The organism is Actinoplanes sp. NBRC 101535 (assembly GCF_030269225.1).
In the GTDB taxonomy this organism is placed as follows: domain Bacteria; phylum Actinomycetota; class Actinomycetes; order Mycobacteriales; family Micromonosporaceae; genus Actinoplanes; species Actinoplanes rectilineatus.
The window spans coordinates 640,984-664,889 of the sequence record NZ_BSSY01000004.1 but is presented as its reverse complement, the minus strand read 5'-3'; the positions used below and the strand labels follow the sequence as shown (position 1 = coordinate 664,889).

Sequence of the window (23,906 nt, the reverse complement as noted above, 5' to 3'; positions counted from 1 at the left end):
TCAGCTCACCGAGGTGACCCGGCGCGAACGGCCCGGCAGCTACCGAGACGGTACGGGTTATGGCAATCTGATCAGTCAAGCGGAGTTCCTGGTTCTGGGTTGTCTTGGAGTGACAAACCTTGATACCTGAACTCCGCTTCTTACTCCCCGATCAACACACCCCTTGACCAGCCACACCAACGCCTAACTGAACGGCGTTGCGACTAGCGGCAGTAACAACAATGGCGGCGGTCACAGTGGTGGCGGCAATTCCGGCGGCGGAGGTAGCTCCAGCGGTGGTGGTGGCACCGTTAGTTCCCCGCCGGCCAAGAAGCCTGCTTGGTGGCAACGAGCCTCCGACTGGGTCAGTGAGAACAAAAATGCACTGATCGGTGCAGGTGTCGGCATCGTCGCATACGTTGGTTGTACCGGGCTTACGGGTGCTGTAGGCGCTGTTCCCTGCATGGGTGTTGCAGGTGCCGCAAGCCAGCTGACCACCGACTACCTCGATGGCAACCTTCACAGTGCCAGCGACGTCATGACATCAGCCAACAACGGTGTGGCTTCAGGGCTCTTTGCGGTTCCTCTTGCCGCGGCTGATCTCCCCGACCAGGTGAGTGCCGCTGTTAGTAGCGCAAAGGAGGGTGATAAAGCTGGCGCTATCGGCTACGGGGCGCTCGCGGCACTCGATGTCGCATCCGTCGTCGGAGGGGTGGGTGCTGCTAAGAGGTTGGGGCAAAAGTGTCATAGTTTCGCTGCTTCGACGCCTGTCCTGATGGCCGACGGGGCTGTCAAGGAAATCAGCGATATCGAAATTGGGGAGAAGGTTGTAAGTACTGATCCGATGACGGGTCTGACTACTTATGAAACCGTTGAAGTTCTCCACGAAAACTTGGATCTTGAATTTGTTGATTTGTCAGTCAGGATTGAGGGCGGCGCCATTGTCGTCCTTGACGTGACAGCGAATCATCCGTTCTGGGACGAAGGTAATGGTAGGTGGACCGAGGCTGAAGATCTCGTTGGTGGATCGGTTTTACATGTAGCAGAGGGCAGTGGTGGCGCTGCCTTCGTTGAAGGTGTTGCTGCGTATAGCGCCAAGCGACACATGTATGACCTCACCGTAGCTAACGTCCATACGTACTATGTGCTCGCCGGCACAACCCCGGTCCTCGTCCACAACTGTGGCGACACTCCTCCGGGCGTTGGTTGTAATTGTTTCCCGGCGACGGGTGCGGGTCCGAATGTGCTGCCGATTCGTATCGAGGGTCCGTGGACTCTGGGCGATATTGGCCGCGGGGCACACGGACTGCGTCCGAGGCATCTGGGCGATCGTCCCGAAATTCACCACGCCGACCAAATGCCTGGGTCGCCGATTCACGAACTAGACCAGGTTACGCACAGAGGGCCAGGCTCCCAGCTCCACCCGAATGCAAATAATCAAGGTGTTAGCGGAGCAATGCGATCTGAAGACACGCAGTTACACTGGTGGTATCGCTCTCAGGAGCAAGGTTGGGGCCACTACGGATCTGACCTGTGGTACGACTAACCTAGCTGGAACATCGAAGAGGTGAGTGATGGAGTTCGAAGAGCTTGAAGCTCAGGTTGAATCCTTCCGCGCGGAAAGAGCAGGTAGACAGTACCCGCCAGGGTTTCAACTCTTCGACTCCATGACCGCGACAGATGCGGAGCTTGCTGCCGCGGAGGCGGCCTTAGGGACGCGGCTGCCGTCGAAATATAGACGCTTCATGCAGGCATTCGGTGGTGGGGTATTCTCGTTCGTTGAACTATTGCCCGTCAGGTCGCCAGATAGTCGTGATGAGGATTTACTTTCAGTCAATTTGGGCGCATATGCTGTCCCGAACTTTGTGGCGGTTGCGCCGGTTGGCACTGGCGACTGGTGGGGATTCGTGTCTAATGATGGGGTGTGTAGTGAGCAGGTAAGTTTCGTCGATCACGAGGATGGCGCCGCTCAAGTTCAATTCGGCGACTTCTACGAATTTGTGCTGACAAAAGGGCTTCGCGTAGCGCGTTGACGGGCGCCATCCATTGGGTCCCCTCCCCGGTCGAGCTTTCTCCGGTGCGCCCGCGAAATATTCAGCCCGGCTTCGCCGATCTTCCATGATGGTGCATCATGTAGGGTATGGACCCATCTGCTGATGGTAAGTTTCTTGCTCGCGTCGACGTCGACCATTATGTTTCGACTGGCCATGATGGTCCTGATGGGCCGAGGTATATCAACTTGCCTGCCGGCATCCTTTCTCCAGGCGCAACCCGCAACAGTAATTCATTCCTTCGTGACCTCCTGCGCGATGCGCGGCTGATTACGGATCCGGAGGTCGACTTTTTGTTGCAGCCTGGTCGGAAATTTGGGCCTTGGCGAGATCGACTCGTCGCTTCGTATCTTGTTGCAATAGATCGCAGGGTGAAATATCGAGAGAGCATAGGGGAACTGTTACTGTCAAATGAAGTCGGGTATGTTGCGCAGGGTTATTGCTTCGCGCTCGCCGCATTTGGTGAGGATCGAGATGCTGACATCCTGACCGCCTATCTCGACAGGAATTTGGTGAGAACCGAGCTGCGAATTGACCAGTCCTGGGCTCTCGCTGCATTGAAGTACATGGACCGAGGTGTCGAGGGTGGGCGTGCTGATCGGTTCCTGAAAGATGGATCGTGGGATCGCTGGAAGCGCGCCGTTTATGGGGAAGCGGATCTTGCACTCCATGTGGAGGCTATTGCGAAGCTATGCAGCCTTTCATGCTCTGACGTCGAGTAGGTCGGTTTCGGGGAGATGGCTGAGGTGGGGAATGTTCTCTTACGGGGCCCAATGCCGAACTTTTGATCGTCCTGCTTTTGATGGTCCTGGTGTGGAGAATTCAGCGCCGCGTCATCTTCTTTCCGGACCGGGTGGCGCCGTCGTTGCCCTCTGGGGTTCGCGCGATGAGGTTGCATACCTCGGACGGGCTGGAGTTGGCTTAGTGGCTGGTGGTGGTGCCCGTCCGGTATGGAGAGCCGGCGGATCGCCGTTTTGGTAGTGCGCGGCAACGGGGCGGACGGATGCTGCTGGCCACTGCTCTCACCGAAATGGGGCTCACCGTTTTGCTTCTGGACTATCGAGTTCACGGCGGCGACGCGCCTTCGGAAACCTCCGAGCGGCGACCAGCCGCCCCGCAATGCCACTTAGCTTAAGTTGACCAAGGATCTGAGCAGGAACTATGCGATCCGCTTCGCCGCGGCGACCCTTGCGGCCGTTGCGGTGGGCAGCCGCATCGGCGCAGCTCAGTCGTTTGTCGCGTCATCGGGCCCGCCTCAAGATCAACTTAAGCTAAGTGGAATTGAGTCGTCCCGCGCGAGCACCGAAACCCACCCGGCCAGCCCTCGGGTGACCGTCCGGCAGCCATAACCATCACCGCGCGCTCCGCCACAACGTCGGTAAAACCATCCACCGTGCCCGCACTCAAGCTGAACTGCAGAAACCTGAAGTTTAATCGACAAGCCCAGCCAGTTGCCGGACGGCTTCACCGTCTACGAGCCGGAGATCGACCTGCCCGCCCCGGACGACTACCAACCGTGGTGACCCTCGGTGCCGAGCAGTGCGCCAAGGCCGCCCAGGAGTATGAGGCCGCGCTTCCCACTCTGGCCGTCGAGCCCCGGCTGCGGGCGGCCGCCCAAGACCTGATCGTCTGGTTCCGCACCGCCCGCGACGCCGACCGAGACCTGATCATCTTCTTCGGCTGAAACGGGAACTGGTCACTGGAGGCGGCGGGCCAGGTCGTCCAGGCCGGTCACAGTCAGGTCGGCGGCGACGCCCCGGACTCCGACTGTCTGGGCTCCAGCGGCTCGGCCTGCCTGCACGCCGACCTCGGCGTCCTCGACGACCAGGCAGCGGGCCGGGTCGACGCCGAGTTTGGATGCGGCCAGCAGGTAGCCCTCGGGGGACGGTTTGCCCTCGCTGATGTCCTCGATCGTCACCGTCAGCGGGGGAGTGATGCCGGCCGCCCCCAGTCGCGCCTTCGCCAACCGCACGTCGGCGCTGGTCACCACCGCCCACGGGATGCCGCGCGATTCCAGCACAGCCAGCAGCTCGTGGGCTCCGGGGATTGCCGTCACGTCGGACAGGTCGTCGTACTGCAGGTCCAGTTGGCGGGCCGCCGCCGCTGCCACCTCGGCGTCGGTCGCCGACGGGAGGAAGCGGCGGGCGGTCGGCAGCGACGGCGAACCGTGTGCGACGGCCAGCACCGCCTCCGGGTCCACGCCGTACTCGGCGGCCCACGTGCGCCACGCCCGCTCCACGGCTGGATGTGACTCGACCAGCGTCCCGTCCATGTCCAGGAGCACCGCCGCCGGTTCAAGCCCCGTCATGAAAGCCTCCACCCTAATTAAGCTCGATACCGAAGCATAATAGAAGGTCGGGCCTTCCTTCGCCTGTAGAAGAAGGCGGAAAGCAGCGCGCCGCGGCGCCCCCGCTTCTGTGATCCGGGTCAGAAGCTGCGCGTCGGCAGGCTGGGGTCGGCAACACGTGGGTAGTTAGGTTAGCCTGTCCTTTCTTTTACGAGGGGCGATGAAGTGCGGTGGATCGGAAGAGGCGCACGCCGCCCACCCGATCACCGATCCTGCCGCCGGCCACAAAAGTCCGAGGGCGGCGCGGCCCGGGTCCGTACCCAGCGTCTGGCCCGCGCCGAGGTGGCTGACCCCAACCCACGAAAGGTGACGAACATGGACACCGTGCTGACCACGCTGGGCACCGCATGAGCCTGGACGCCGGCGGCGTGCTCCGGCGTACCATCCGCGACCAGCGTGGCCGGGTCGCGGCCGGTGTCGCGTTCCTCTGCCTGCACCAGGCCTCCGAGGCGATGGTGCCGGTGGCGATCGGCCTGACCATCGACCGGGCGGTGGCCACCTCGGACATCGGCGCGCTGCTGATCGCGCTGGCCGGGCTGGCGCTGCTCTTCACGGTTCTGGCGTTCGCCTGGCGGATCGGTGCCCGGTTCGGTGTCGTCGCGGTCGAACATGAGACACACCGGATGCGGCTGGAGATCGCCGGGCGGGCGCTCGATCCGCGTGGCCAGCGGTCCGGCATGCGGGACGGGGAGCTGCTGTCGGTCACCGCGTCGGACACCGAGCATGCCGCGCTGGTGGTGCAGGCGTCCAGCATGATCCTCGCCGCCTGCACCGCACTGATCGTTTCCGCCATTGCTCTGCTGGTCGTCGATCCGGTGCTCGGCGGGGGCGTGCTTCTCGGCGTACCCCTGGTGCTTCTCGGTCTGCAACGGCTCGGACCACTGATCACCCGGCGTGGGGAAGCCCAGCAGGAGGCTCTCGCCTCGGCCACCGCGACGGCGGTCGATCTGGTCGCCGGCCTGCGTGTGCTGCGTGGTCTGGGTGCGCAGGACCACGCGGCCCGGCGCTACGCGACGGCCAGTAGCGCGGCGCTGGCCGGAACCCTGCACGCGGCCCGGGCCAAGGGCATGCAGCAGGGCGTGACCACCGCGATCAACGGCCTGCTGCTCGCGGTGATCGCCGGGGTGGCCGGCTGGTTCGCGATCCAGGGCCGGATCACGATCGGCGAGCTGGTGGCCGTTGTCGGTCTGGCGCAGTTCGTCGCCGAGCCGGTGCAGGCGCTGGGCTGGTGCCTGCAGTTGCTGGCGACCGCGAAGGCCTCGGCCGCCCGGGTGGCCCGGGTGCTGGGCGCGGCGCCGCTCGTCGGTTCCGGCTCGGCGGCGGCGCCACCCGTGGCACCGGATCGGCTGGTGCTGACCGGGATCGGTCACGGCGGTCTCGATGGTCTCTCTCTGCGGGTCGCCGCCGGGGAGGTGGTCGGCATCATGGTGTACGAACCGAAGCACGCGGAGTCCCTCGTGGCGGTGCTGGCCGGAACCGTGCCCCGCGAGGACTACCGCGGTGAGATCCGGGTCGACGGCGTGCCCGTCGAGGAGCTGGACCTGGCCGCCGCCCGCGGTGTGGTGCTCGTCGAACCGCACGACGTCACCCTGTTCGAGGGCACCCTGCGCGACAACATCGCCGCCGGTGTCCCCGACGAGCGTATCGACGCGGCGGTCCGGGCGGCCGCCGCCGACGACATCGTCGCCTCCCAGCCCGACGGCCTGGACCAGGTGCTGACCGAACGCGGCGCCAACCTGTCCGGCGGGCAACGGCAACGTGTCGCGCTGGCCCGGGCGCTGGCCGCCGCGTCGCCGGTGCTGGTGCTGCACGACCCGGCGACCGCGGTGGACGCCGTCACCGAGTCGCTGATCGCCGAACGGCTGGTCGCCGCCCGTGCCGGGGAGTCCCGGGCCACGGTCGTGGTGACCAGCAGCCCGGCGCTGCTCGGCGTGGCCGACCGGGTCGCCGTGCTCGACGACGGCCGGATCGTCGCCGAGGGCGCCCACGAGGAACTGGCCGCGTCCGACCCCCGATACCGCGAGGCGGTGCTCCGATGAGCCGTGTCCTGCTCCCGGTCGCTTCGGCCCGGGACACCTGGCGGGCCACCCGCGCCGAGTTCGCCAAGCTGCCCGGCCTCAGTGCCACGGCCGCGGTGCTGCTGATCGCCGCCGCGGCGAGTGGCCTGGTCGCGCCCTGGGTGCTGGGCCGGCTGGTCGACGACGTGATCGGCGGCGCCGACACCGGACGGGTCATGGTCCGGGTCGCGGTGATCGCCGCGGCGGCTCTGGTCGGTGGGGTGCTGACCGCGGTGGCTGCGACGGTGTCCGCCCGGCTCGGCGAGACCGTCCTGGCCCGGCTGCGCGAACGCGTGATGGACCGGGCCCTGCACCTGCCGTCCGCCACCCTGGAACGCTCCGGCACCGGTGACCTGGTCGCCCGGGCCGGTGACGATGTGGCGCAGGTGGCGAACGTGCTGACCACGGCCGGGCCGCTGCTGGCCGGGGCGGCGACGACCGTGCTGCTCACCGCGGGCGGACTGTTCGCCCTGGACTGGCGACTCGGCCTGGCCGGGCTCGCCGCAGCACCCGGATACGCCCTCGCGCTGCGCTGGTATCTGCCGCGGGCGCAGCCGTACTACGCGCGGGAGCGGATCGCCGCCGGGGAACGCTCGCAGGCGATGGCCGGGGCGCTGCAGGGCGTGGCGACGGTTCGGGCGTATCGCACCGAGCGGGAGCACCTGGACCGGATCGGTGACCGGTCGGCGGCCGGACGGGACCTGTCCATCGAGGTCTTCCGGCTTTACACCCGTTTCACGGTACGCGGAAACCGCGCCGAGTACTTCGGCCTGGCAGCGGTGCTCGTCGCCGGGTTCGTGCTGGTGCGCACCGGACAGGGAACGGTCGGGGCGGCCACCGCGGCGGCGCTCTACTTCCACCGGCTGTTCAACCCGATCGGTCTGCTGATCATGCAGGCGGACACCCTGCTGCAGGCGAATGCGGCCCTGTCCCGGCTGGTCGGGGTGGCGTCGCTGCCGCCGGTGCCGGAAGCCGCCGCGGACGTGCCGGAACCGGACGGGACGCTGGAGGTGCTGGTCGCCGAACACCGGTACGAGGACGGGCCGGTGGTGCTCGCCGAGGTCACACTCCGCATCGAACCGGGGGAGCGGGTCGCGCTGGTCGGGGCCTCCGGGGCGGGCAAGAGCACCCTGGCGCTCATCGCGGCGGGAGTGATCATGCCTAGCGACGGCAAAGTGGCGCTTGGCGGCGTACCCCTGAACGATCTTGGCGAGGCACGGACCCGGCGGCGCATCGCCCTGATCAGCCAAGAGGTGCATGTTTTTGCGGGTCCGCTGGCGGAGGATCTGCGGCTGGCGCGGCCCGGGGCGACCGAGCGGGAGCTGCATCTGGCGCTGGACCGGGCCGGGGCGACGGGGTGGTTGCGGGCGCTGCCGGACGGCCTGGACACGCATGTCGGCGAGGGTGGTCACCGGTTGACGGCGGCGCAGGCTCAGCAGTTGGCTCTGGCCCGGCTGATTCTGGCTGATCCGGATGTCGCTGTTCTGGACGAGGCGACGGCGGAGGCGGGCAGTGCGGGGGCCCGTGACCTGGACCGGGCTGCGACTGCGGCGTTGGAGGGGCGGACCGCGCTGATCGTCGCGCATCGGTTGAGTCAGGCGGCCGGGGCCGACCGGATTCTGGTGCTCGAGCAGGGGCGGGTCGCCGAGGAGGGCAGCCACGAGGAGTTGCTCCGATCCGGCGGTCGGTATCGGCACCTGTGGGATGTGTGGAATGTCGGATAAATCGAATATTTAGGAAATAGCGTGGCTAATTTTAAGATCCGTAAAGCGGTGGATCCGCATGTGCTGCTGCTGGACGTGGTCCGCAGTGCGCGGGTGTCACCGAACGTGATGCGGGTGACGCTCGGTGGCGAAGGGCTGTCGCGGTTCACGCCGCTCGGCTTCGACCAATGGTTCCGGCTGTTCCTGCCGCGGCCCGGCCAGGACGCGTTGAAGCTGCCGACCCGTACGTCCGGACTCTGGTACGCGCAGTACCTGGCCACGGCGAAGCCGAAACGACCGTTCGTGCGCAACTACACGGTCCGGTCCCATCGCCCGGGGGAATTGGACGTGGACTTCATCGTGCACCTGGAGGAGGACGGCAGCTGCGGGCCGGCGACGTCGTTCGCGCTGAACGCCGCCGCGGGCGACCAGGTCGGACTGCTGGACCAGGGCATCGGCTACAACCCCCGGCACGACCATGCGTGGACCTTGCTGGTCGCCGACGAGACGGGGCTGCCGGCCGTGGCGGGGATCTGCGAGTCGCTGCCGGACGACGCGCAGGGCGTGGCGGTCGTGGAGATCCCGGCCGACGAGGACCGGCAGGACTTCCGCATCCCGGCGGGCGTCCGCATCCTGTGGGTGCCGCGGGGCGACAAGGGTGGCGTACCCGGAGAATTGGCGTTGGCGGCGTTGCGGGAGCTGTCGTTCCCGGACGGTCCCGTCTACGCCTACCTGGTGGGGGAGTCTGCCCTGGTCACCGGCGGCCGGCGGCACCTGGTCACCGACCGCGCCGTCCCGAAGACGAACGTCGACTTCATCGGCTACTGGCGCCACGGCCACGCCGCCATGTGATCCCTCCAGACCGGATCTCGCCGGGCCGTCGTCGGGGGTCAGACCCCAGCCGTCGTCCATGGTTCTCCCGCGCAGCCAGTCGGCCACCAGCGACGGCTCGGGTTGCCCGGCCGTCGTCCACGGTCGTTATCGGCTCATCGAGGGACCGTGGCCGACGGCCCGAGTGGCCGAGCCGTCGGCCACGGTTCATTTTTGGCTGCTGAGGAGCCGTGGCGGACGGCTGGGCGCTCCGAGCCGTCGTCCAGGGTTGGGTTGCGGTGTCGAGGGAGCCGTGAGTGACGGCTGGGTTGCTCGGGCCGTGGTCCAGGGTTCGCATCGGCTGGTCGAGGAGCCATGTGCGACGGCTGCCAGCTCCGAGCCGTCGTTCACGGCTGCCGCACGGAAACCGAGCCGCTGACGGTCGCCACCCACCACTCTCCCCGGGCTTGCCGGTCGACCACCAACGACGGCTCGGGAGCACCAGCCGTCGTCCGTGGTCGCCTTTTCGCTCACGACGGGATCCTGTTGAGGAACGCGGTGGTTTCGATGTCGGCCGCCTCCGACCTGGCGGCGACGACGTTCACCACGGCGGTCGTCGCGAGCACCAACACCGGAACACTCAGAAGAGCGCCGACGATTTTCAGCATTCTGCGCATGATGCCCGTTCCCCGCGACGGCCCGTCCTCCGCGGCCGTTCCAGTGCATCAGGAGCGCCGTTCTGCGCCCATTCGCCGATGTCACCGGTCCGTCATGACACCTGTCCTGACGTGGGGCGGGGCAGGTGCAGGTGGAAGGCGGCGCCGCCGCCGGGGGCGTCCGTGATGCCGATGCTGCCGTGATGGCCGCGCATGATCCGCTGACACGTCGACAGGCCGATGCCGTGGCCCTTGCCCGCGGCCGGATCCACCTGGGCGAACATCGCGAACACCCGGTCGCGGTGTTCCGCCGGGATGCCGACGCCGTTGTCGGCGACCGTGACCGTCCAGCCGTCGGCGTCGAACGCGCAGGTCACCTCGACCTGTGGCATACGGTTCGGGTGGTGGTACTTCACCGCGTTGTCGATCAGGTTCTGCAGCAGCTGGCGCAGCATCGTCGGGTCGCCGGTGACCTCCGGCAGCCGGTCGCGGACCAGGATCGTCGCGCCGGCGTCGGAGATCGCCGTCCGCAGGTCGGTGGTGACGCTGGACATGATGTCGTTCAGGTCGACCGGCACCATCTCGTAGGTGGCGTGCCCGGCCCGGGCGTAGTCCAGCAGCGAGGTGACCAGTTGTTGCATGCGGTCCAGGGACCGGACCGCGCCGTCGATCCACCGGACGGCCTGCGGGTCGAGGTCGTCGCCGTACCGGTCGGTGATCATGTCGAGGTAGCCGTGGGCGCCGGACAGTGGGCGTACCAGATCGTGGCTCGCCGCGGCGGCGAAGCCTTCCAGTTCGTCGTTGCTGCGCCGTAGGTCCGCCACGACGGTGGCCAGCTGGGCCTGACGCTGGGTGAGCTCGCCGTGGATGATCTCCAGGCGGAGGCGCTGGCGTTCGGTCTCGGCGGCCAGGGCGGCGTTGAGGCGGGCCTGGCGGCGGCGTTCGAAGAGGCCGATCAGGACGACGGCGAGGTCTTCGAGGCGGTGCTGCTGGCCGGGGGTGAGGGTCCGGACCGCGGTGTCGAACAGGCAGAGGGTGCCGAGGGCGAATCCGGCCGGGGTGACCAGCGGCGCGGAGGTGTAGAAGCGGACCTGGGCGCGCCGGCCGTCGACCCACGGGCTGGTGGCGTAGTCGGGGTGCAGCCGCGCGTCCGGCACGTGCACCAGCAGGCCGTCGCGGAAGTGCAGGTCGCACATCGACTCGCTGCGGTCGATGTCGCGTCCGGGGAAGCCGACCGTGGTGAGCTGGCACTGCCGGGTGGCGTCGATGAGGTTGAGGGAGGCGGTCGGGACGCCGGCGAGTTCGGCGGCGATCCGGACCACGGCGGTGAGCTCGTCGTCGGCGGGGGTGTCCAGCAGGGCGTACTCGTGCAGGGCGGCGAGCCGTTCCTGCTCGAGGTCGGGAAGGTCGACCAGGAGGGAGGTCACGGACCCTACATCGGTAACCGGCGCCGTCGGCTTAGAGCACCTTGGCGAGCTGCAGCACCGCCGGCCCGATGATCACCACGAAGATCGCCGGGAACATGCAGGCGAGCACCGGGAAGAGCAGCTTCACCGGGATCTTCTGGGCGGTCTCCTCGGCCCGCTGGCGGCGCCGGGTGCGCTGGTCGTTGGCGTGCTCGCGCAGGATGGTGGCCACCGAGATGCCCAGCTCGCCGGCCTGGACCAGGGCGGTGACCAGGCGTTTGAGGTCGCGGACCGTGGTGCGTTCGGTGAGGTCGCGCAGCGCGTCGGCGCGGGAGACGCCGAGCCGCATCTCCTGCAGGACCCGGCGCAGTTCGTCGGACATCGGGCCTTTCATGGCCCGGGTGACCTGGTCCATCGCCGAGTCCAGGCCGAGGCCGGCCTCCACCCCGATGACCAGGGCGTCCATCGTGTCGGGCAGGGCGCGTAGCAGTGCCTCCTGCCGTTTCACCCCGGCGTTGTAGATGAGGATCTGGGGCAGGAAGTATCCGATGGCGACGCCGGCCACCAGGCCGAGAAGGATGCGGAAGCCGCCGCCCAGGTTGTTGCCGAGGACCAGGCCGAAGACGCCGAGGGCGAGGACCGCGACCGGACGGGTCCGGATCACCCGGGCGATCGGCCAGTCCGCCGGGTTGCCGGCGATGTCCAGGCCGTGGCTGAGCCGTTCCCTGTCGCCGGGCAGGGTGATCAGCTCGCCGATCCGGTCCAGCGCTCCGGCCGCGGAGGCCTCCGGCGCGGTGGTGATCACGGCGATGTCCGCGCCACCGTTGCTGCGGCTGGTGTAGAGCGCGAGGGACTTGAGCAGTTGTTCCCAGCGGGGCGGGGGCAGGGACACCGCGACCGCGGCCAGCATGATCGAGGCGAACACTCCGACGACCCCGACGGCGAGGAGTATCACGCTGTCACACCTCCACCCGGACGATGGCCCGCAGCCAGAAGGAGCCGACGATCATCATGAAGATGGCGACGGCGAGCATCACGATGCCGAGCGGCTCGGTGAACAGCGGTTTCAGATACCCCGGGTTGCTCACGTAGATCATGACGGCGGCGAAGACCGGAAGAGCGGTCAGCACGTACGCCGAGATGCGCCCCTCGCCGGAGAGCGCCCGCACCTGGCGGAACAGGTAGGCGCGTTCCTTCATGGTGTCGGCGGTGGTCTCCATGACCTCGACGACGCTGCCGCCCACCTCCTTCTGCAGGCGCAGCGCCATCACCAGCCAGGTCATCTCGGTGCTGTTCATCCGCTCGCCGATGCGTTCCAGGGCGTCCTCGAAGTCGCCGCTGATCCGGGTCTCGGCCAGCGCCCGGCGCAGTTCGACCGCGACCGGCCCGTCGTCGTCGCGGACCGCGGCCTCGACCGACTGCTGGAGGGTGAAGCCGGAGCGCAGCGAACTCATCAGCAGTTGCAGGGCGCCGGGCAGTTCGTCGTTGAAGGTACGTTCCCGGCGGGTGATCTTGGAACGCAGCGCGAGCCGGGCGCCGAGGAAACCGGCCAGGAACCCGATCAGGAAACCGGCCGGGCGCATCAGGAACGGCAGCGGGAGGAAGAACGCCAGCACGGCGCCGAGGATCGCCCCGACGATGGCCCGCACGACCAGCCATTCGCCGGGGCGCAGCACGCCGCCGAGGCGGTCCAGCATCGGGATGTCCTGCTCGGCGATCTTCAGCAGGGCCGGCTGGTCCTCCACCCAGCGCCCGGCGCGGGCCAGTTCCCGGCGTATCAGCGGGGGTTCGGCGTCGTCGCGGCGTACCGAGAACTGGCGCAGCACGGCGAGGCGCCGCTGCATCGGCGTCTTGCCGAAGAACTGCATCAGGATCACGTACGCGATCATGAAAGAGGCCGAGAATCCGGCGAGCAGGCCGATCAGCATCGGGTCTCACCTCCGCCGGGAGGAGAACATCGTCTGGGGGATGTTCACGCCGTACATCGCGAGGGCGTCGGTGAAGAACGGCCGGATCCCGGTCGGCCGCAGGCCGCCGACCCCGCCGGGCATGTCGCTGCCGGACTCGAACAGGAACAGGTCCTGCAGGGTGATCACGTCGGACTCCATGCCGACCACCTCGGTGATGTACGTGATCCGGCGGCTGCCGTCCTTCATCCGGCTCACCTGGATGACCAGGTCGACGGCGGAGGCGATCTGGTCGCGGATGGCCCGGGCCGGCAGGTCCATGCCGGCCATCAGCACCATCGTCTCCAACCGGGCCAGCGCGTCCCGCGGCGTGTTGGCGTGCAGCGTGGTCAGCGAGCCGTCGTGGCCGGTGTTCATCGCCTGCAGCATGTCCAGGGCGGCGCTGTCACGGACCTCACCGACCACGATCCGGTCCGGGCGCATCCGCAGCGAGTTCTTCACCAGGTCGCGGGTGGTGATGGTGCCGCGGCCCTCGGAGTTGGCCGGCCGGGACTCCAGGCGTACCACGTGATCCTGGGCGAGTTGCAGCTCGGCGGCGTCCTCGATGGTCACGATGCGCTCGTCCGACGGCACGAAACTGGACAGGATGTTCAGCAGGGTGGTCTTGCCGGAGCCGGTACCGCCACTGACCACCACGTTGCGGCGCCCGCGCACACAGGCGTCCAGGAACTCGGCGGCCGGGCGGGTCAACGTCCCGTACGAGATGAGGTCCCCGACGGTCAGCGGGACCGACGAGAACTTGCGGATCGTCAGGGTCGAGCCGTCCAGGGCGATCGGCGGCACGATGGCGTTGACACGGCTGCCGTCCGGGAGGCGGGCGTCCACCATCGGGCTGGCCTCGTCGACGCGCCGGCCGACCCGGGAGCAGATCCGGTCGATGATGCGCCGCAGGTGCGACTCGTCGTCGAACTCGGCGGCGACCCGTTCGATCCGGCCGAACCGCTCGATGAAGATCAGGTGGGGGCCGTTGACCATGACCTCGGTGACCGACTGGTCGCGCAGCAGCGACTCGATCGGACCGTGGCCGAGCACCTCGTCGATCACCTCACGGGTGATCCGGGCCCGGTCGGCGCCGGACAGCGGGGTCTCCTCGCGGGCCAGCAGGCTGTTGAGCACCTCGCGGACCTGTATGTCCAGGTCCTCGGCCTGGGGGCGGTCGCCGGCGTACAACGTGGGCCCGAGTTCGTCGGCGAGCCGGCGCTGGATGCGCAACCGGACCTCGTTGATGTGGTCCGGCGCCTGATGCGGCCCGCCGCGCGCACCCGGTGCGGCCCGTCTCTCACCGACGTGGGTGGCCCGGTCGACCAGCGAACCCGCCGGCTGCTGTTGCTGTTGTTGCTGCTGGGGCTGCGCGGTGTTCTGGGCGGCGGCGAGGCGTTCGAAGAGACTCATGCTTTGGTCTTCCTGCCGAAGAACCGCCGTTGCTTGACCGGGGGCGACTGGACCCCGGTGCACCGGTCGGCGAGGTCGCTCATCGCGCGACTGACCGGGTGCAACGGGTCGGTGATGGTGATCGGCTCGCCCTGGTTGACCGAGACGATCACGTCGCGGCTGGACGGGACGAGCACGGCGAACGGCATGCCGACCGCCTCCTCCACCTCGGCCGGGCTCAGGCCGACCTGGGTGTTGGCCCGGTTGAAGACGAGCAGGCGGCGGTCCTGCGGATAGTCCAGGAGGTCGAACATCTCCTTGGTGAGGCGGACCGACTTGAGGGTGGGCAGGTCGGGGGTGACGATCGGGACGAAGAAGTCGGACATGTCCAGGGCGGCCAGGACCTGGTCGGTGACCACGGCCGGGGTGTCCACCACGATGAAGTCGTAGAGCGGGCGGGCCACGTCGAGCAACTCCACCACGAACTCCCGGCGCACCTGCTCGCCCTCGGCCGGGCTGGACGGGGCGAGCAGCGTGTCCAGGCCGGGCCGGTACGGCGTGACCAGCGACCGCAGACCCTGTTCGTCGAGCCGGCCGGCCATCGCGAGGCCACCGGCGATGCTGCGTTCCGGGGACAACTTCATCATGATCGCGACGTCGCCGAACTGCAGGTCGAGGTCGATCACCAGGACACGGCGGCCGGCGCTGGCCAGGGCCACCGCCAGGTTCACCGCGATCATCGTGCGGCCGCAGCCGCCCTTGCCCGCGAAGACGGTGACCACCCGGGCATACGGGGCGGCCTCGGTCACGCTGCGCATCGTGGTGCCCAGGGCGCGGGAGAGGTCGACGGAGCGTACGGTCGCCGCCCGCAGGCCTTCGCTGTCCGCCTCCTCGACGACCTCACGGACACCCGAGCGCAGGCACTGCACCACCACGCCGGGATCGAGGGTGTAGCGGATCAGCACCACACCGATCAGCGGCCGTTGCAGCCGCTGGTACGCCGTGAACATCAGCGCCTCGTCCAGGTCCACCTGCGCGCCGAGGATCACCAGCAGCGTCTCGGGGTAGCGCGGCAGGTGCGCCTCGAGCTCCGCCATCGTGGTGAGCATCGTGCAGCCCACCTCACGGAACGCGGGTCCCAGCTCCTCGCGGCGGCGCTGATCAGGCTCGACGTACACGTACAGCGTCATTTGAAGAGGTCCTTGAGGTTGACCTGGGGGCCGGGTGTGACGGTGGCGGAGGGACCGAGGAGCGCCAGGTAGAGCAGGCAGGTGCGAGCGGCCATGATCAGCCGCGGCGCGTCCTTCTGGTCGGCGGCGAGGGTGACGACGTACCGGTCGCCGCTGGCGGCGGTGGTCGCCTCGGCCGTGGGCTGCGCCGATCCGGTAGCGGACGGGGTCGTCGGGGCGACCAGCGAGGCCTCGCCGATGGTGATCACCTGGACGCTGGGCATCAGCATCTGGGTGTACTGGTCGTCCAGGGAGGCGGCCGCGGCCGGGCAGGTGCCGTAGACGGTGACCCGGTCGCCGGGCTCGACGTTGCCGGCGACCTGCGGGGCGACGGCCAGCGAGACGGTGACCGCGAGCTGCCCGGCCGGGATGTCGATGCGGCTGGTCTTGGCGGTGGTGTCGGCGGCCGCGAAGAAGGGGCGGAGCAGGAGTTGCTTGGGCTCGACCGCCGCGATCAGGCTCATCGCGTCGAGGGCGGTGTCGAGTTCGGTGAGCGCGCCCTCCGGGACGGTCTCGGCCGGGACCAGGATCCGGTCGCTGAGGTTGCGTGACCGGATGTCCGCGCCGGTGGTGCCGTCCGGGATGCGTTCCTTGGCCACCACCACCCAGATGCCGGCCTTGCCGCTGAGAGCTCGTTTGTCCGCCGAGCGGGCGTAGGAGAGGACAGCGCCTCCGCTGATCACAGCCAGCAGGAAGGCGGCGGCCAGGATAACGATGCGCCGTCGCATGCCACTACTTTCTCAGCTCAGACTCACCCTGTACGGCCGATCACCATTGCTCCGAAATTCTGACTTGTACCGAAAGCCGTGGGCATATGTTCCGGCACCAGCGATTTCGTGAAATATCCATAAATGCACGTTTGCAAGCCGCACAGCAGCGTGGCCACCGCCGGTACCAGGTTGCCGAGTGTGGACAACGCTCCCACCAGCCCGCTGAGCAGCCCGGTGTACCCGGTGACCACGAACGGCGCGAAGCCCACCACGTGATAACGGGCGGGCAGTAGGGCCAGCGCCCCGACCACCTTGTCGAAGATCGGCACCAGGACGGGCTGTTTGCTGGCCCGCGCGACGGCCAGCGCGTTCTGGCAGTTGATCGCGGCGGCGAGATTGAAGGCGTTCAGATCCATCCAGACGCCGGCGGCGGGCGGCGCGATGGTGATCTTGCAGTTGGCGTCCACGCCGTCCAGGAAGGCGTAGCCCGCCGACGACGTCTTGTCCCAGGAGTTCTTGCAGAACGTCAGGATCGGCTGGTTGACCACGACCGCGTTGTCGATCGGCGGTTGCAGGCCCAGCAGGCTGTAGAGGCCGGTCTGCTGCAGCAGCGGATCCAGGCCCGGCAGTGCGTAGAACGTGCTGCCGTTGCCGGTGATCCGTTCCCAGTCGCACTTCGAGATGGCCAGTCCCAGCACGTTCGCGGAGGCGGGCACGCCCCAGGCGACGCGGGAGCAGGCGCCGATCTTCGAACCCTTGTAGCTGCTGTTCCCGGCCAGGCCCTTGGCGAAGACCGGCGGCATCAGCGTGGTGTTGTCCGCGTTGCGGGTCGAGGTCCGGACCTCGGCGTAGTCGTAGTTGCCCGTGGTGACCGGAGCCGGGGGACAGGCCGACGTGGTGTTCCAGGTGGGGCATGCCGTTCCGTTGATGCAGACCTGCGCATCCGCGTAGGTGTCCGCGGCGTTCTTCTGCGCGTACGCCGTGGCGTTGGCACTCTGCAGGGCGTTGCTGCACTTGGTGGTGTCCGCGACGCAGGCCTGGCCGACTTTCCACACCGCGGTGTCGGCGCCGCTCTGCAGCTGTTCCTTCTCGTTGTAGAGCAGCCCGATGTCGATGACGACCGCGCCCATGCCGAGCAGGATGCCGGTGGTCGCGAAGAGGGCCACCATGACCGAGATGGCGCCGTGTTCGCCGTCGGTGCCGGGGCGCCGCCACCGGATCAGGCGCTGGAGTCGGGTCAGCCGACGCACGACATCACCCCCGTGGCCTTGAGCGTGACCGTGCCGGGCGAGCTGGAGCCGCCGTACATCTGCATCATCTTCCACAGCGGTGTCACCGGTGCGAAGGTGCGGGTCACCACCACTGTCGAATCCTGGCCGACGATCGATGCGGCCAGGCAGACCGCGGGCTGCCCGGTGGGGTAGGTGAGGGTGACGTCGGTGCCGACGATGCCGGAGACCTTCGTCTTGACCTGCGCGGCGCTGCCGTTCAGGGCGCCGAGGCGGGCACCCTCACGGGCCGCCTCGGTGAGCTGGATCTGTTGTTGCATGAGACGTCCCATGTCGATGATCCCGAACAGGATCAGCAACAGGAGCGGCAGAACGATGGCCATCTCGACGGCGGCAGCGCCCTCGTCGCTCCGGGCCGGCTCGCGGGCCGGCCCGGGGGCGAGGACGATGCGGTGGCGCGTGTGCATGTCAGCTGATGGCCGTCACCAGGTTGTTGAACATGGTGGTGATCCGCCCGCCGAGTGCGGTGACGGCGACGACGATCACGCCGGCGATGAGTGCGGCGAGCAGTGAGTACTCCACGGCGGTGGCGCCCTCGTCGTTGTCGTGGCGCGCGCGCAGGTAGGTGGCGAGGAACGTGAAGATGTTCATGGGGTGGTCCTCCCTCTCGGCGACGGTGTTCTGCCTCAGTGGTGCCGGCAAGATCACGGTGTGCCGCCCAGCGCGGTGATCAGGGTGTTGAACAGGGTGCGGATGCGTCCGCCGAGTGCGGTGACGGCGACGACGATCACGCCGGCGATGAGTGCCGCGAGCAGTGAGTACTCGACGGCGGTGGCGCCCTCGTCGTTCTTGGCGTTCTCGTTGCAGGTGCGCAGGAACGCGATGACGAGCTTGAACGGGTCCAGCGCGCCTTTGAGCTGCTCCACGGTGATGCCTCCCTCTCGGCGATTACCTTCAGTGCTTACCTGGTTGCTATCCGTATCGGCCGAGGCGCGCAGCGCTTGAGTGCGGCGCGGGAAGCCGTCCGGAGCGGTTCGGGTGCGGACCGGTTAGACCGCTGAGCCGCCCATGGCGACGATGATGGCGTTGATCATGGTGCGGATGCGTCCGCCGAGTGCGGTGACGGCCAGGACGATGACGCCGGCGATGAGTGCGGCGAGCAGTGAGTACTCGACGGCGGTGGCGCCCTCGTCGTTCTTGACCTTCTCGTTGCAGGAGCGGATGAAGGCGATGACGAGCTGGAACTGCTCCACGGGTTGTCCTCCCCTGTTGTCGGTCGTCGCGGTCGGCGGCCGTTGCCCTACCTATCGGGCGCCCGTGGGAGGGGCCTGAGTTGCGCTCGGGTGCACTGCGGTGGCAGAAAGTGACGACCCGATTACCGACGGGAGCCGGAGTTCTGGGCCAGCACCGAGCGCAGCATCCCGGCCAGCACATCCGCCGAGTACGGCTTCGCGATGAACGACGACCCCGCCTTGATCAGGCCCCGCTTGATCGCGATGTCCTCCGGCACGCCGGACACGTACACGACCTTCATCGTGGGCCGCAGTGCGGCCGCCGAGCGGGACAGCTCACCGCCGGAGACCCCCGGCAGTGCCAGGTCGGTCAGCAGCACGTCGATCGGCCCGTCGTGCACCCGGCACGTCATCATCGCGCTCACCGGGTCGCGCGCCGAGAGGACCACGAACCCCCGCGACTCGAGCATCTGGGCGGTGAGCTCGCGCAGGTCCTCGTCGTCCTCCACGAGGAGGATCACCGGCCCTTGTCCTTGCCGGTCTGTGGCCTTCCACATCGTTCCTCTCCCGCCCCGCGGTAAACGGCAGTACCCACGCTATCCAGGCATTTCGCCGCGCGGCCCGGAATCGCCGAATCGCGGCAGGGCCACGTTGAACCGGGTGCCGCCCGCCGGCCCCGGCTCGGCCGTGATCGTCCCGCCGTGGGCCTCGACGATCGCCTTGGTGACCGCCAGCCCCAGACCGGTGCCCTTGATCTTGCGACTGGTCGCCGTGCTGGCCCGGAAGAACCGGGTGAACAACTGGGCGTACTGCTCGGCCGGGATCCCGATGCCGGTGTCCGCCACGCTGATCACCACCGCCTCGCCGGTCGCGTACGCCGACGCCGTCACCGCCCCACCCGGCGGCGTGTACTTGATCGCGTTGGACAGCAGGTTGTCCAGCACCTGACGCAACCGGGCCGCATCCCCGGGCACCATCGGCAGCGCGCCCATCTCCACGGTCAACGTGACCGGCCGCGCCTCCGCGTGCCGCCGGTGATCCTCCACCGCCTGCCGGATCAGCCGCAGCGGGCGCAGGTCGACCGCGGTCCGCCCGTTGTCGAACCGCGCCAGGTCCAGCAGGTCCTCCACCAGGTGCACCAGATGCGCGCTGGTCCGGGCGATCACGGCCAGCTCCTCGCGGCCGCCCAGCTCCGGCTCCTCCATCAGCTCCGCCGTGTACGCCTCGATGATCGCGATCGGATTGCGCAGCTCGTGGCTGACCACGGCGACCAGCTCGTCCTTCATCCGGTCCAGTTCGCGCAGGCGGCGTACCTGCTGCTGCTCTTGGGCCAGCAACTCCTCCCGCTTGTCCGCCAACTCCCGGCGCTCGGTCACGTTCGTGGTGATCCCGTCGAAGAACAGCCGGCCGTCCTCCCGCCGCGGCGCGGCCCGCGTCCACACCCAGCGCACCACCTGGTCGTACCCGAGGACCCGGCACTCGAACTGGGCCGGCTGCCCGGACCGGGCCGTCTCGTGGAAGCGCTGGAACTGTTCCCGGTCCTCCGGCAGGATCCGCTCGGCCAGCAGCGAGCCCATGTCCGTGTCGGTCGGCAGCGTCCCGCCGAAGACACCGCCGCCGCCGGGGCTCGCGTACACCGACCGCACCGACCCGTCCGGGCAGATCTCCACACTCCAGAAACAGTCGTTGACCTGCTCGATCACCCGGTCGAAGTCGCGTCGCGCGGCGGCCAGCGCCCGGGTCAGCTCCTCCACCCGGCGGCGTTCCAGGAGCCGGCCGATCTGCCCCGCCGTGTCGTGCAGCATCGCCAGCACGTCGTCGTCGCGGTCCGCCGTGCCGTCGGCGAACAGGGCCAGCACCCCGGCCACCCGGTCCTCGTCGTGCACCGGCGTCCCGACCGCGGTCCGCAGCCCCAGTGTGTGCCCGTGCCGCAGCCGTCCCGGATCGATCAGGTCCCGCAGCAGGTCCGTGCACCAGACGTCGCTGCCGCGTTGCCACACCGCACCGGGGATGCCCTGCCCGCGCCCGAAGCTCATCGGTTCGGCCCCGGTGAACGACGCCAGCGGCGTTCCGGCCCGCGTCCACGAGCTCACCCGGCTGATCCGCACCCCGTCCGGGTCCACCTCCCAGTACTCCGCGCACGCCCAGCCCAGCGCGGAGGCCAGCGCCTCCGTCGCCCGGACCGCCGCCTCCCGCGCCGACGACGCCCCCGACACCGCGTCCGTCACCGCGTGCCGGCACTGCCGTAACAGCTCCGACCCGTACGCCACAGAGATTTCATCGACTGCCCCGAGGCGTCGCTGAGCGGGGTGACCACCGTCTCATTCCATGGGGAATGACCGATGCCTCGGCGAGGTTGTGCGGGTCAGAACTTACAAATTTGAAAGAACGGCGAAAGGGTGAGTGTCATGACGAAGACCATCGCGGTTGTCGGGGCCACCGGAGCGCAGGGCGGCGGACTGGTCCGGGCGATCCTCGCCGACCCGGCCGGCGGCTACGCGGTCCGCGCGATCACCCGCGACGCCACCTCGGAACGCGCCCAGGAACTCGTCAAACTAGGCGCCGATGTCGTCGAGGCCGACAACTACGACGAGGAGAGCCTGGTCCGCGCCTTCCAGGGCGCGTACGGAGCCTTCCTGGTCACCAACTTCTGGGCGCACATGTCCGCCGACAAGGAGTTGGAGGAGGCCGCCAACCTCGCCAATGCCGCCAAGCGGGCCGGCCTGGAACACGTGGTCTGGTCCACCCTGGAGGACACCCGCGACCACATCCCGGTGACCGACGACCGGATGCCGACCCTCCAGGGCCGGTACAAGGTCCCGCACTTCGACGCCAAGGCCGAAGCGGACCGGCTGTTCACCGAGGCGGGCGTGCCCACCACGTTCCTGCGGACCACCTTCTACTGGGAGAACCTCGCCACCGGCTGGGGCGCCACCCGCGACGCCTCCTCGGGGACGCTGACCCTGTCCCTGCCGATGGGGGAGTCCAGGCTGGCCGGCATCGCGGTCGGTGACATCGGCAAGGTGGCGTACTCGCTTTTGAAAGACCGGGCTCAGATCGGCCGGACCGTCCACATCGCCGGCGACCACCTGACCGGCGAACAGATCGCCGCCGCCCTCACCCGGGCACTCGGCGAGCCCGTCGTCTACCGCCCGCTGACCCACGACGCCTACCGTGAGCTGGGCTTCCCCGGCGCCGACGAGGCGGGCAACATGCTCCAGTACTACACGGAGTTCGAGGACTACTTCACCGGTGTCCGCGACCTGAACGAGGTCCGTAAGCTCAACCCCGAGCTGCAGACCCTCGAGGCCTGGCTCGACGCCAACGGACACACCCTGCCGCGCGACTAGTCCACCGCCGGGGTCGTCATCGGTGGGATGACGACCCCGCAGGGTCGCGGTATGTCATAGGATGTGGCCATTTGCGGGGAAATGGCCAAGGAGACATGCCGCTCATGCTCGTTCGGAAGATCGCCGATCACTGCCTGGTGGTGGTGGGCGCGCCGTGGTTCAACATCACCGGCTTCCTGGTCATCGTCATCAACGCCATGGCCCTCGGCCTGGAGACCTACGACCGCGTCGAGCAGTCCGTCGGCCCCGCCCTCAAAGCCGTCGAAGCCGCCTGCGTCGCCTACTTCGTGATGGAACTCCTCATCCGCTTCGGCGCCAACCTGCACCACCCCAGCGGCTTCTTCCGCGACAAGTGGAACCTCTTCGACATCGCCGTGGTGGCCGCACCCCTGATCCCCGGCATCCGCGAGAACGTCACCCTCCTACGCCTGTTCCGCCTGGCCCGGATCGTCCGCGCGTTCCGCCTCTTCCCCAGCCTGCGCATCATCGTCGTCGGCATCAAACGCAGCCTCCCCGGCCTGGGCAGCTTCCTGCTCATCACCGGCCTGCTCATCTACGGCTACGCCATGCTCGGCTGGATGATGTTCGGCGAGGCCTACCCCGAGAAATACGGCACCGTCGGCCAGGCCATGCTGACGCTCTTCCTGCTGCTCTCACTGGACGGCATCACCGACACCCTGGAAGCCGGCCGCGACGTCACCGGCTGGGCCATCCTCTACTACATCTCCTACATGGTCGGCGCCTGCCTGCTCCTGACCAACATGCTCATCGGCGTCGTCCTCACCGCCCTCCAAGAGGCCGCCGACGCCGAACACGAGGCCAACCAGGGCAAGAAATCCGGCCCGCCCACCCCGATCGAACTCTCACCCGAGGTGCAGATCGCCCGCCTGCGCGCGGCCCTCGACGTCCTCGAGGCCTACGTGGTCCAGCCCGCCACCAAACCCGCTGCTCCTGCCGAGATCGAGGCGACCCGCGAGGCCTCACACCATTGAGGCCCGGGGGTACGCCCACACCTCCAGGCCTTCCGCTACCCGTCCCCACCGGACCCAGGCTTCCACGCGCTCACCACCTGTTCCCGCGAAGCCGCCCACCCGCCGAAAGTTGCTCCCCTTCCGACCCGTCCCACCTCCAGCCCGTGACGGCCCACATCCCGTCGCGGTCCCCGCACAGGGCCCCGCCCCGGCCACGTCGTCGCGCAGTTCCAGGTCCCGATGGAGCCCCGCCTGTCGCCCGTGCAGCCCGTCGCCCGTGGCCTGTCCAGCCCGTGGCCTGTCCGGCCCGTCGCCCGTCGCCTGTCCGGCCCGTCGCCCGTGCAGCCCGTCGCCCGTGCAGCCCGTCGCCCGTGCAGCCCGTCGCCCGTGCAGCCCGTCGCCCGTGCAGCCCGTCGTCCGTTCGGCCCCGGCCGTCGTAGGCGGTCACTTTCGGATCCTGACCAAGCCTCGTATGACGGCTGGCTGGCTCCGGCCGTTGTTGGTGGTTGGTGTCAGGGTTGGGTTGAGCCTTGTTGGACGGCTGGCGGGGTCGGGCCGTTGTTGGTGGTTCGTTTCGGGGTTGAGTTGAGCCTTGTTCGACGGCTGGCGGACCCCGGCCGTCGTTGGGGGTTCGTTTGAGGGATCAGCTCCGCTCTCACGGACGGCTGGCGAACTCGAGCCGTCGTCCAAGGCTTGCCTCGGGGGCCACGGGACGCCGATGGCTGTTCTCGACGGGCTGATCGGCCGGCCAACTGACCGACCGGCCAACTGACCGGCCGGCCAACTGACCGACCGGCCAACTGACCGACCGGCCGGCTGACCGTGGTCGGCTGGCAGC

24 protein-coding genes are annotated in these 23,906 nt (G+C 68.4%); 9 read left to right on the top strand and 15 right to left on the bottom strand.

Going from position 1 to position 23,906, the window contains the following annotated elements; all coding sequences use genetic code 11:
* Window positions 1-442 precede the first annotated feature (442 nt).
* The 4 genes from QSK32_RS14905 (at window position 443) to QSK32_RS45720 (ending at window position 3,714) form a co-directional block, all read left to right on the top strand.
* A complete protein-coding gene (locus QSK32_RS14905) occupies window positions 443-1,525 on the top strand; it encodes a polymorphic toxin-type HINT domain-containing protein (RefSeq protein ID WP_285472250.1) in 1,083 nt (360 codons plus the stop codon).
* Between the two features lie 28 nt (window positions 1,526-1,553).
* Complete coding sequence (locus QSK32_RS14900) at window positions 1,554-2,012, top strand: SMI1/KNR4 family protein (RefSeq protein WP_285472249.1); 459 nt, start codon at window positions 1,554-1,556, stop codon at window positions 2,010-2,012.
* Window positions 2,013-2,119: 107 nt separating this feature from the next.
* Window positions 2,120-2,752 carry a DUF6000 family protein gene (locus QSK32_RS14895; RefSeq protein WP_285472248.1) on the top strand — a complete coding sequence of 211 codons (633 nt, stop codon included), beginning with the start codon at window positions 2,120-2,122 and terminating at the stop codon, window positions 2,750-2,752.
* A gap of 671 nt (window positions 2,753-3,423) precedes the next feature.
* A complete protein-coding gene (locus tag QSK32_RS45720; RefSeq protein WP_502872530.1) occupies window positions 3,424-3,714 on the top strand; it encodes a DUF7691 family protein in 291 nt (96 codons plus the stop codon).
* A gap of 12 nt (window positions 3,715-3,726) precedes the next feature.
* Here the strand turns inward: QSK32_RS45720 and QSK32_RS14885 are convergent, their stop codons facing one another.
* On the bottom strand, window positions 3,727-4,338 hold the full coding sequence (locus QSK32_RS14885) for an HAD-IA family hydrolase (RefSeq protein ID WP_285472246.1): 612 nt from the start codon (window positions 4,336-4,338) through the stop codon (window positions 3,727-3,729).
* Window positions 4,339-4,724: 386 nt separating this feature from the next.
* On the opposite strand from QSK32_RS14885, the gene QSK32_RS14880 reads away from it, so the two are divergent.
* Genes QSK32_RS14880 through QSK32_RS14870 form a run of 3 tightly spaced genes read left to right on the top strand, consistent with a single transcriptional unit; the run spans window position 4,725 to window position 8,989 of the window.
* Entirely contained in the window at window positions 4,725-6,416 is a 1,692-nt protein-coding gene (locus tag QSK32_RS14880; RefSeq protein ID WP_285472245.1) for an ABC transporter ATP-binding protein, read from the top strand.
* Window positions 6,413-8,158 (top strand): ABC transporter ATP-binding protein, encoded by a 1,746-nt coding sequence (locus tag QSK32_RS14875; RefSeq protein ID WP_285472244.1) that lies wholly within the window; start codon window positions 6,413-6,415, stop codon window positions 8,156-8,158. Before QSK32_RS14880 ends, QSK32_RS14875 begins: the two co-directional genes overlap by 4 nt.
* A 21-nt stretch (window positions 8,159-8,179) precedes the next feature.
* The gene (locus QSK32_RS14870; RefSeq protein WP_285472243.1) at window positions 8,180-8,989 is read left to right on the top strand and encodes a siderophore-interacting protein; all 810 of its coding nucleotides are present in this window, start codon (window positions 8,180-8,182) and stop codon (window positions 8,987-8,989) included.
* A 488-nt stretch (window positions 8,990-9,477) separates the two neighbouring features.
* Here the strand turns inward: QSK32_RS14870 and QSK32_RS14865 are convergent, their stop codons facing one another.
* The 14 genes from QSK32_RS14865 to QSK32_RS14800 form a co-directional block, all read right to left on the bottom strand.
* A complete protein-coding gene (locus QSK32_RS14865; RefSeq protein ID WP_285472242.1) occupies window positions 9,478-9,615 on the bottom strand; it encodes a hypothetical protein in 138 nt (45 codons plus the stop codon).
* Between the two features lie 101 nt (window positions 9,616-9,716).
* Window positions 9,717-11,030 (bottom strand): sensor histidine kinase, encoded by a 1,314-nt coding sequence (locus QSK32_RS14860; protein WP_285472241.1) that lies wholly within the window; start codon window positions 11,028-11,030, stop codon window positions 9,717-9,719.
* 31 nt (window positions 11,031-11,061) lie between these two features.
* Window positions 11,062-11,964, bottom strand: coding sequence for a type II secretion system F family protein (locus QSK32_RS14855; RefSeq protein WP_285472240.1), 903 nt, complete (start codon window positions 11,962-11,964; stop codon window positions 11,062-11,064).
* Between the two features lie 4 nt (window positions 11,965-11,968).
* Entirely contained in the window at window positions 11,969-12,937 is a 969-nt protein-coding gene (locus tag QSK32_RS14850) for a type II secretion system F family protein (RefSeq protein ID WP_285472239.1), read from the bottom strand.
* Window positions 12,938-12,943: 6 nt separating this feature from the next.
* Window positions 12,944-14,368, bottom strand: coding sequence for a TadA family conjugal transfer-associated ATPase (locus QSK32_RS14845; RefSeq protein WP_045739544.1), 1,425 nt, complete (start codon window positions 14,366-14,368; stop codon window positions 12,944-12,946).
* Window positions 14,365-15,537, bottom strand: coding sequence for a CpaE/TadZ family protein (locus QSK32_RS14840; protein WP_052720022.1), 1,173 nt, complete (start codon window positions 15,535-15,537; stop codon window positions 14,365-14,367). Before QSK32_RS14840 ends, QSK32_RS14845 begins: the two co-directional genes overlap by 4 nt.
* Window positions 15,534-16,304, bottom strand: coding sequence for a Flp pilus assembly protein CpaB (cpaB, locus tag QSK32_RS14835; RefSeq protein WP_045739545.1), 771 nt, complete (start codon window positions 16,302-16,304; stop codon window positions 15,534-15,536). Before cpaB ends, QSK32_RS14840 begins: the two co-directional genes overlap by 4 nt.
* Before the next feature lie 23 nt (window positions 16,305-16,327).
* Window positions 16,328-17,536, bottom strand: coding sequence for a pilus assembly protein TadG-related protein (locus QSK32_RS14830; RefSeq protein WP_045739546.1), 1,209 nt, complete (start codon window positions 17,534-17,536; stop codon window positions 16,328-16,330).
* The gene (locus QSK32_RS14825; RefSeq protein WP_052720023.1) at window positions 17,524-17,982 is read right to left on the bottom strand and encodes a TadE/TadG family type IV pilus assembly protein; all 459 of its coding nucleotides are present in this window, start codon (window positions 17,980-17,982) and stop codon (window positions 17,524-17,526) included. The genes QSK32_RS14830 and QSK32_RS14825 overlap by 13 nt, the downstream gene beginning before the upstream one ends.
* Before the next feature lies 1 nt (window position 17,983).
* Window positions 17,984-18,166 (bottom strand): Flp family type IVb pilin, encoded by a 183-nt coding sequence (locus tag QSK32_RS14820; protein WP_045739707.1) that lies wholly within the window; start codon window positions 18,164-18,166, stop codon window positions 17,984-17,986.
* A gap of 53 nt (window positions 18,167-18,219) precedes the next feature.
* Window positions 18,220-18,441 carry a Flp family type IVb pilin gene (locus tag QSK32_RS14815; RefSeq protein WP_045739547.1) on the bottom strand — a complete coding sequence of 74 codons (222 nt, stop codon included), beginning with the start codon at window positions 18,439-18,441 and terminating at the stop codon, window positions 18,220-18,222.
* Between the two features lie 123 nt (window positions 18,442-18,564).
* Window positions 18,565-18,768, bottom strand: a complete 204-nt coding sequence (locus QSK32_RS14810; protein WP_052720024.1) for a Flp family type IVb pilin — start codon at window positions 18,766-18,768, stop codon at window positions 18,565-18,567.
* Window positions 18,769-18,890: 122 nt separating this feature from the next.
* Window positions 18,891-19,268, bottom strand: coding sequence for a response regulator (locus tag QSK32_RS14805; protein ID WP_245673752.1), 378 nt, complete (start codon window positions 19,266-19,268; stop codon window positions 18,891-18,893).
* A gap of 75 nt (window positions 19,269-19,343) precedes the next feature.
* Window positions 19,344-21,017, bottom strand: a complete 1,674-nt coding sequence (locus tag QSK32_RS14800; RefSeq protein WP_285472238.1) for an ATP-binding protein — start codon at window positions 21,015-21,017, stop codon at window positions 19,344-19,346.
* Between the two features lie 138 nt (window positions 21,018-21,155).
* On the opposite strand from QSK32_RS14800, the gene QSK32_RS14795 reads away from it, so the two are divergent.
* Complete coding sequence (locus QSK32_RS14795) at window positions 21,156-22,097, top strand: NmrA/HSCARG family protein (protein WP_285472237.1); 942 nt, start codon at window positions 21,156-21,158, stop codon at window positions 22,095-22,097.
* Window positions 22,098-22,201: 104 nt separating this feature from the next.
* A complete protein-coding gene (locus QSK32_RS14790; protein WP_052720063.1) occupies window positions 22,202-23,089 on the top strand; it encodes an ion transporter in 888 nt (295 codons plus the stop codon).
* The last annotated feature ends 817 nt before the right edge of the window (window positions 23,090-23,906 follow it).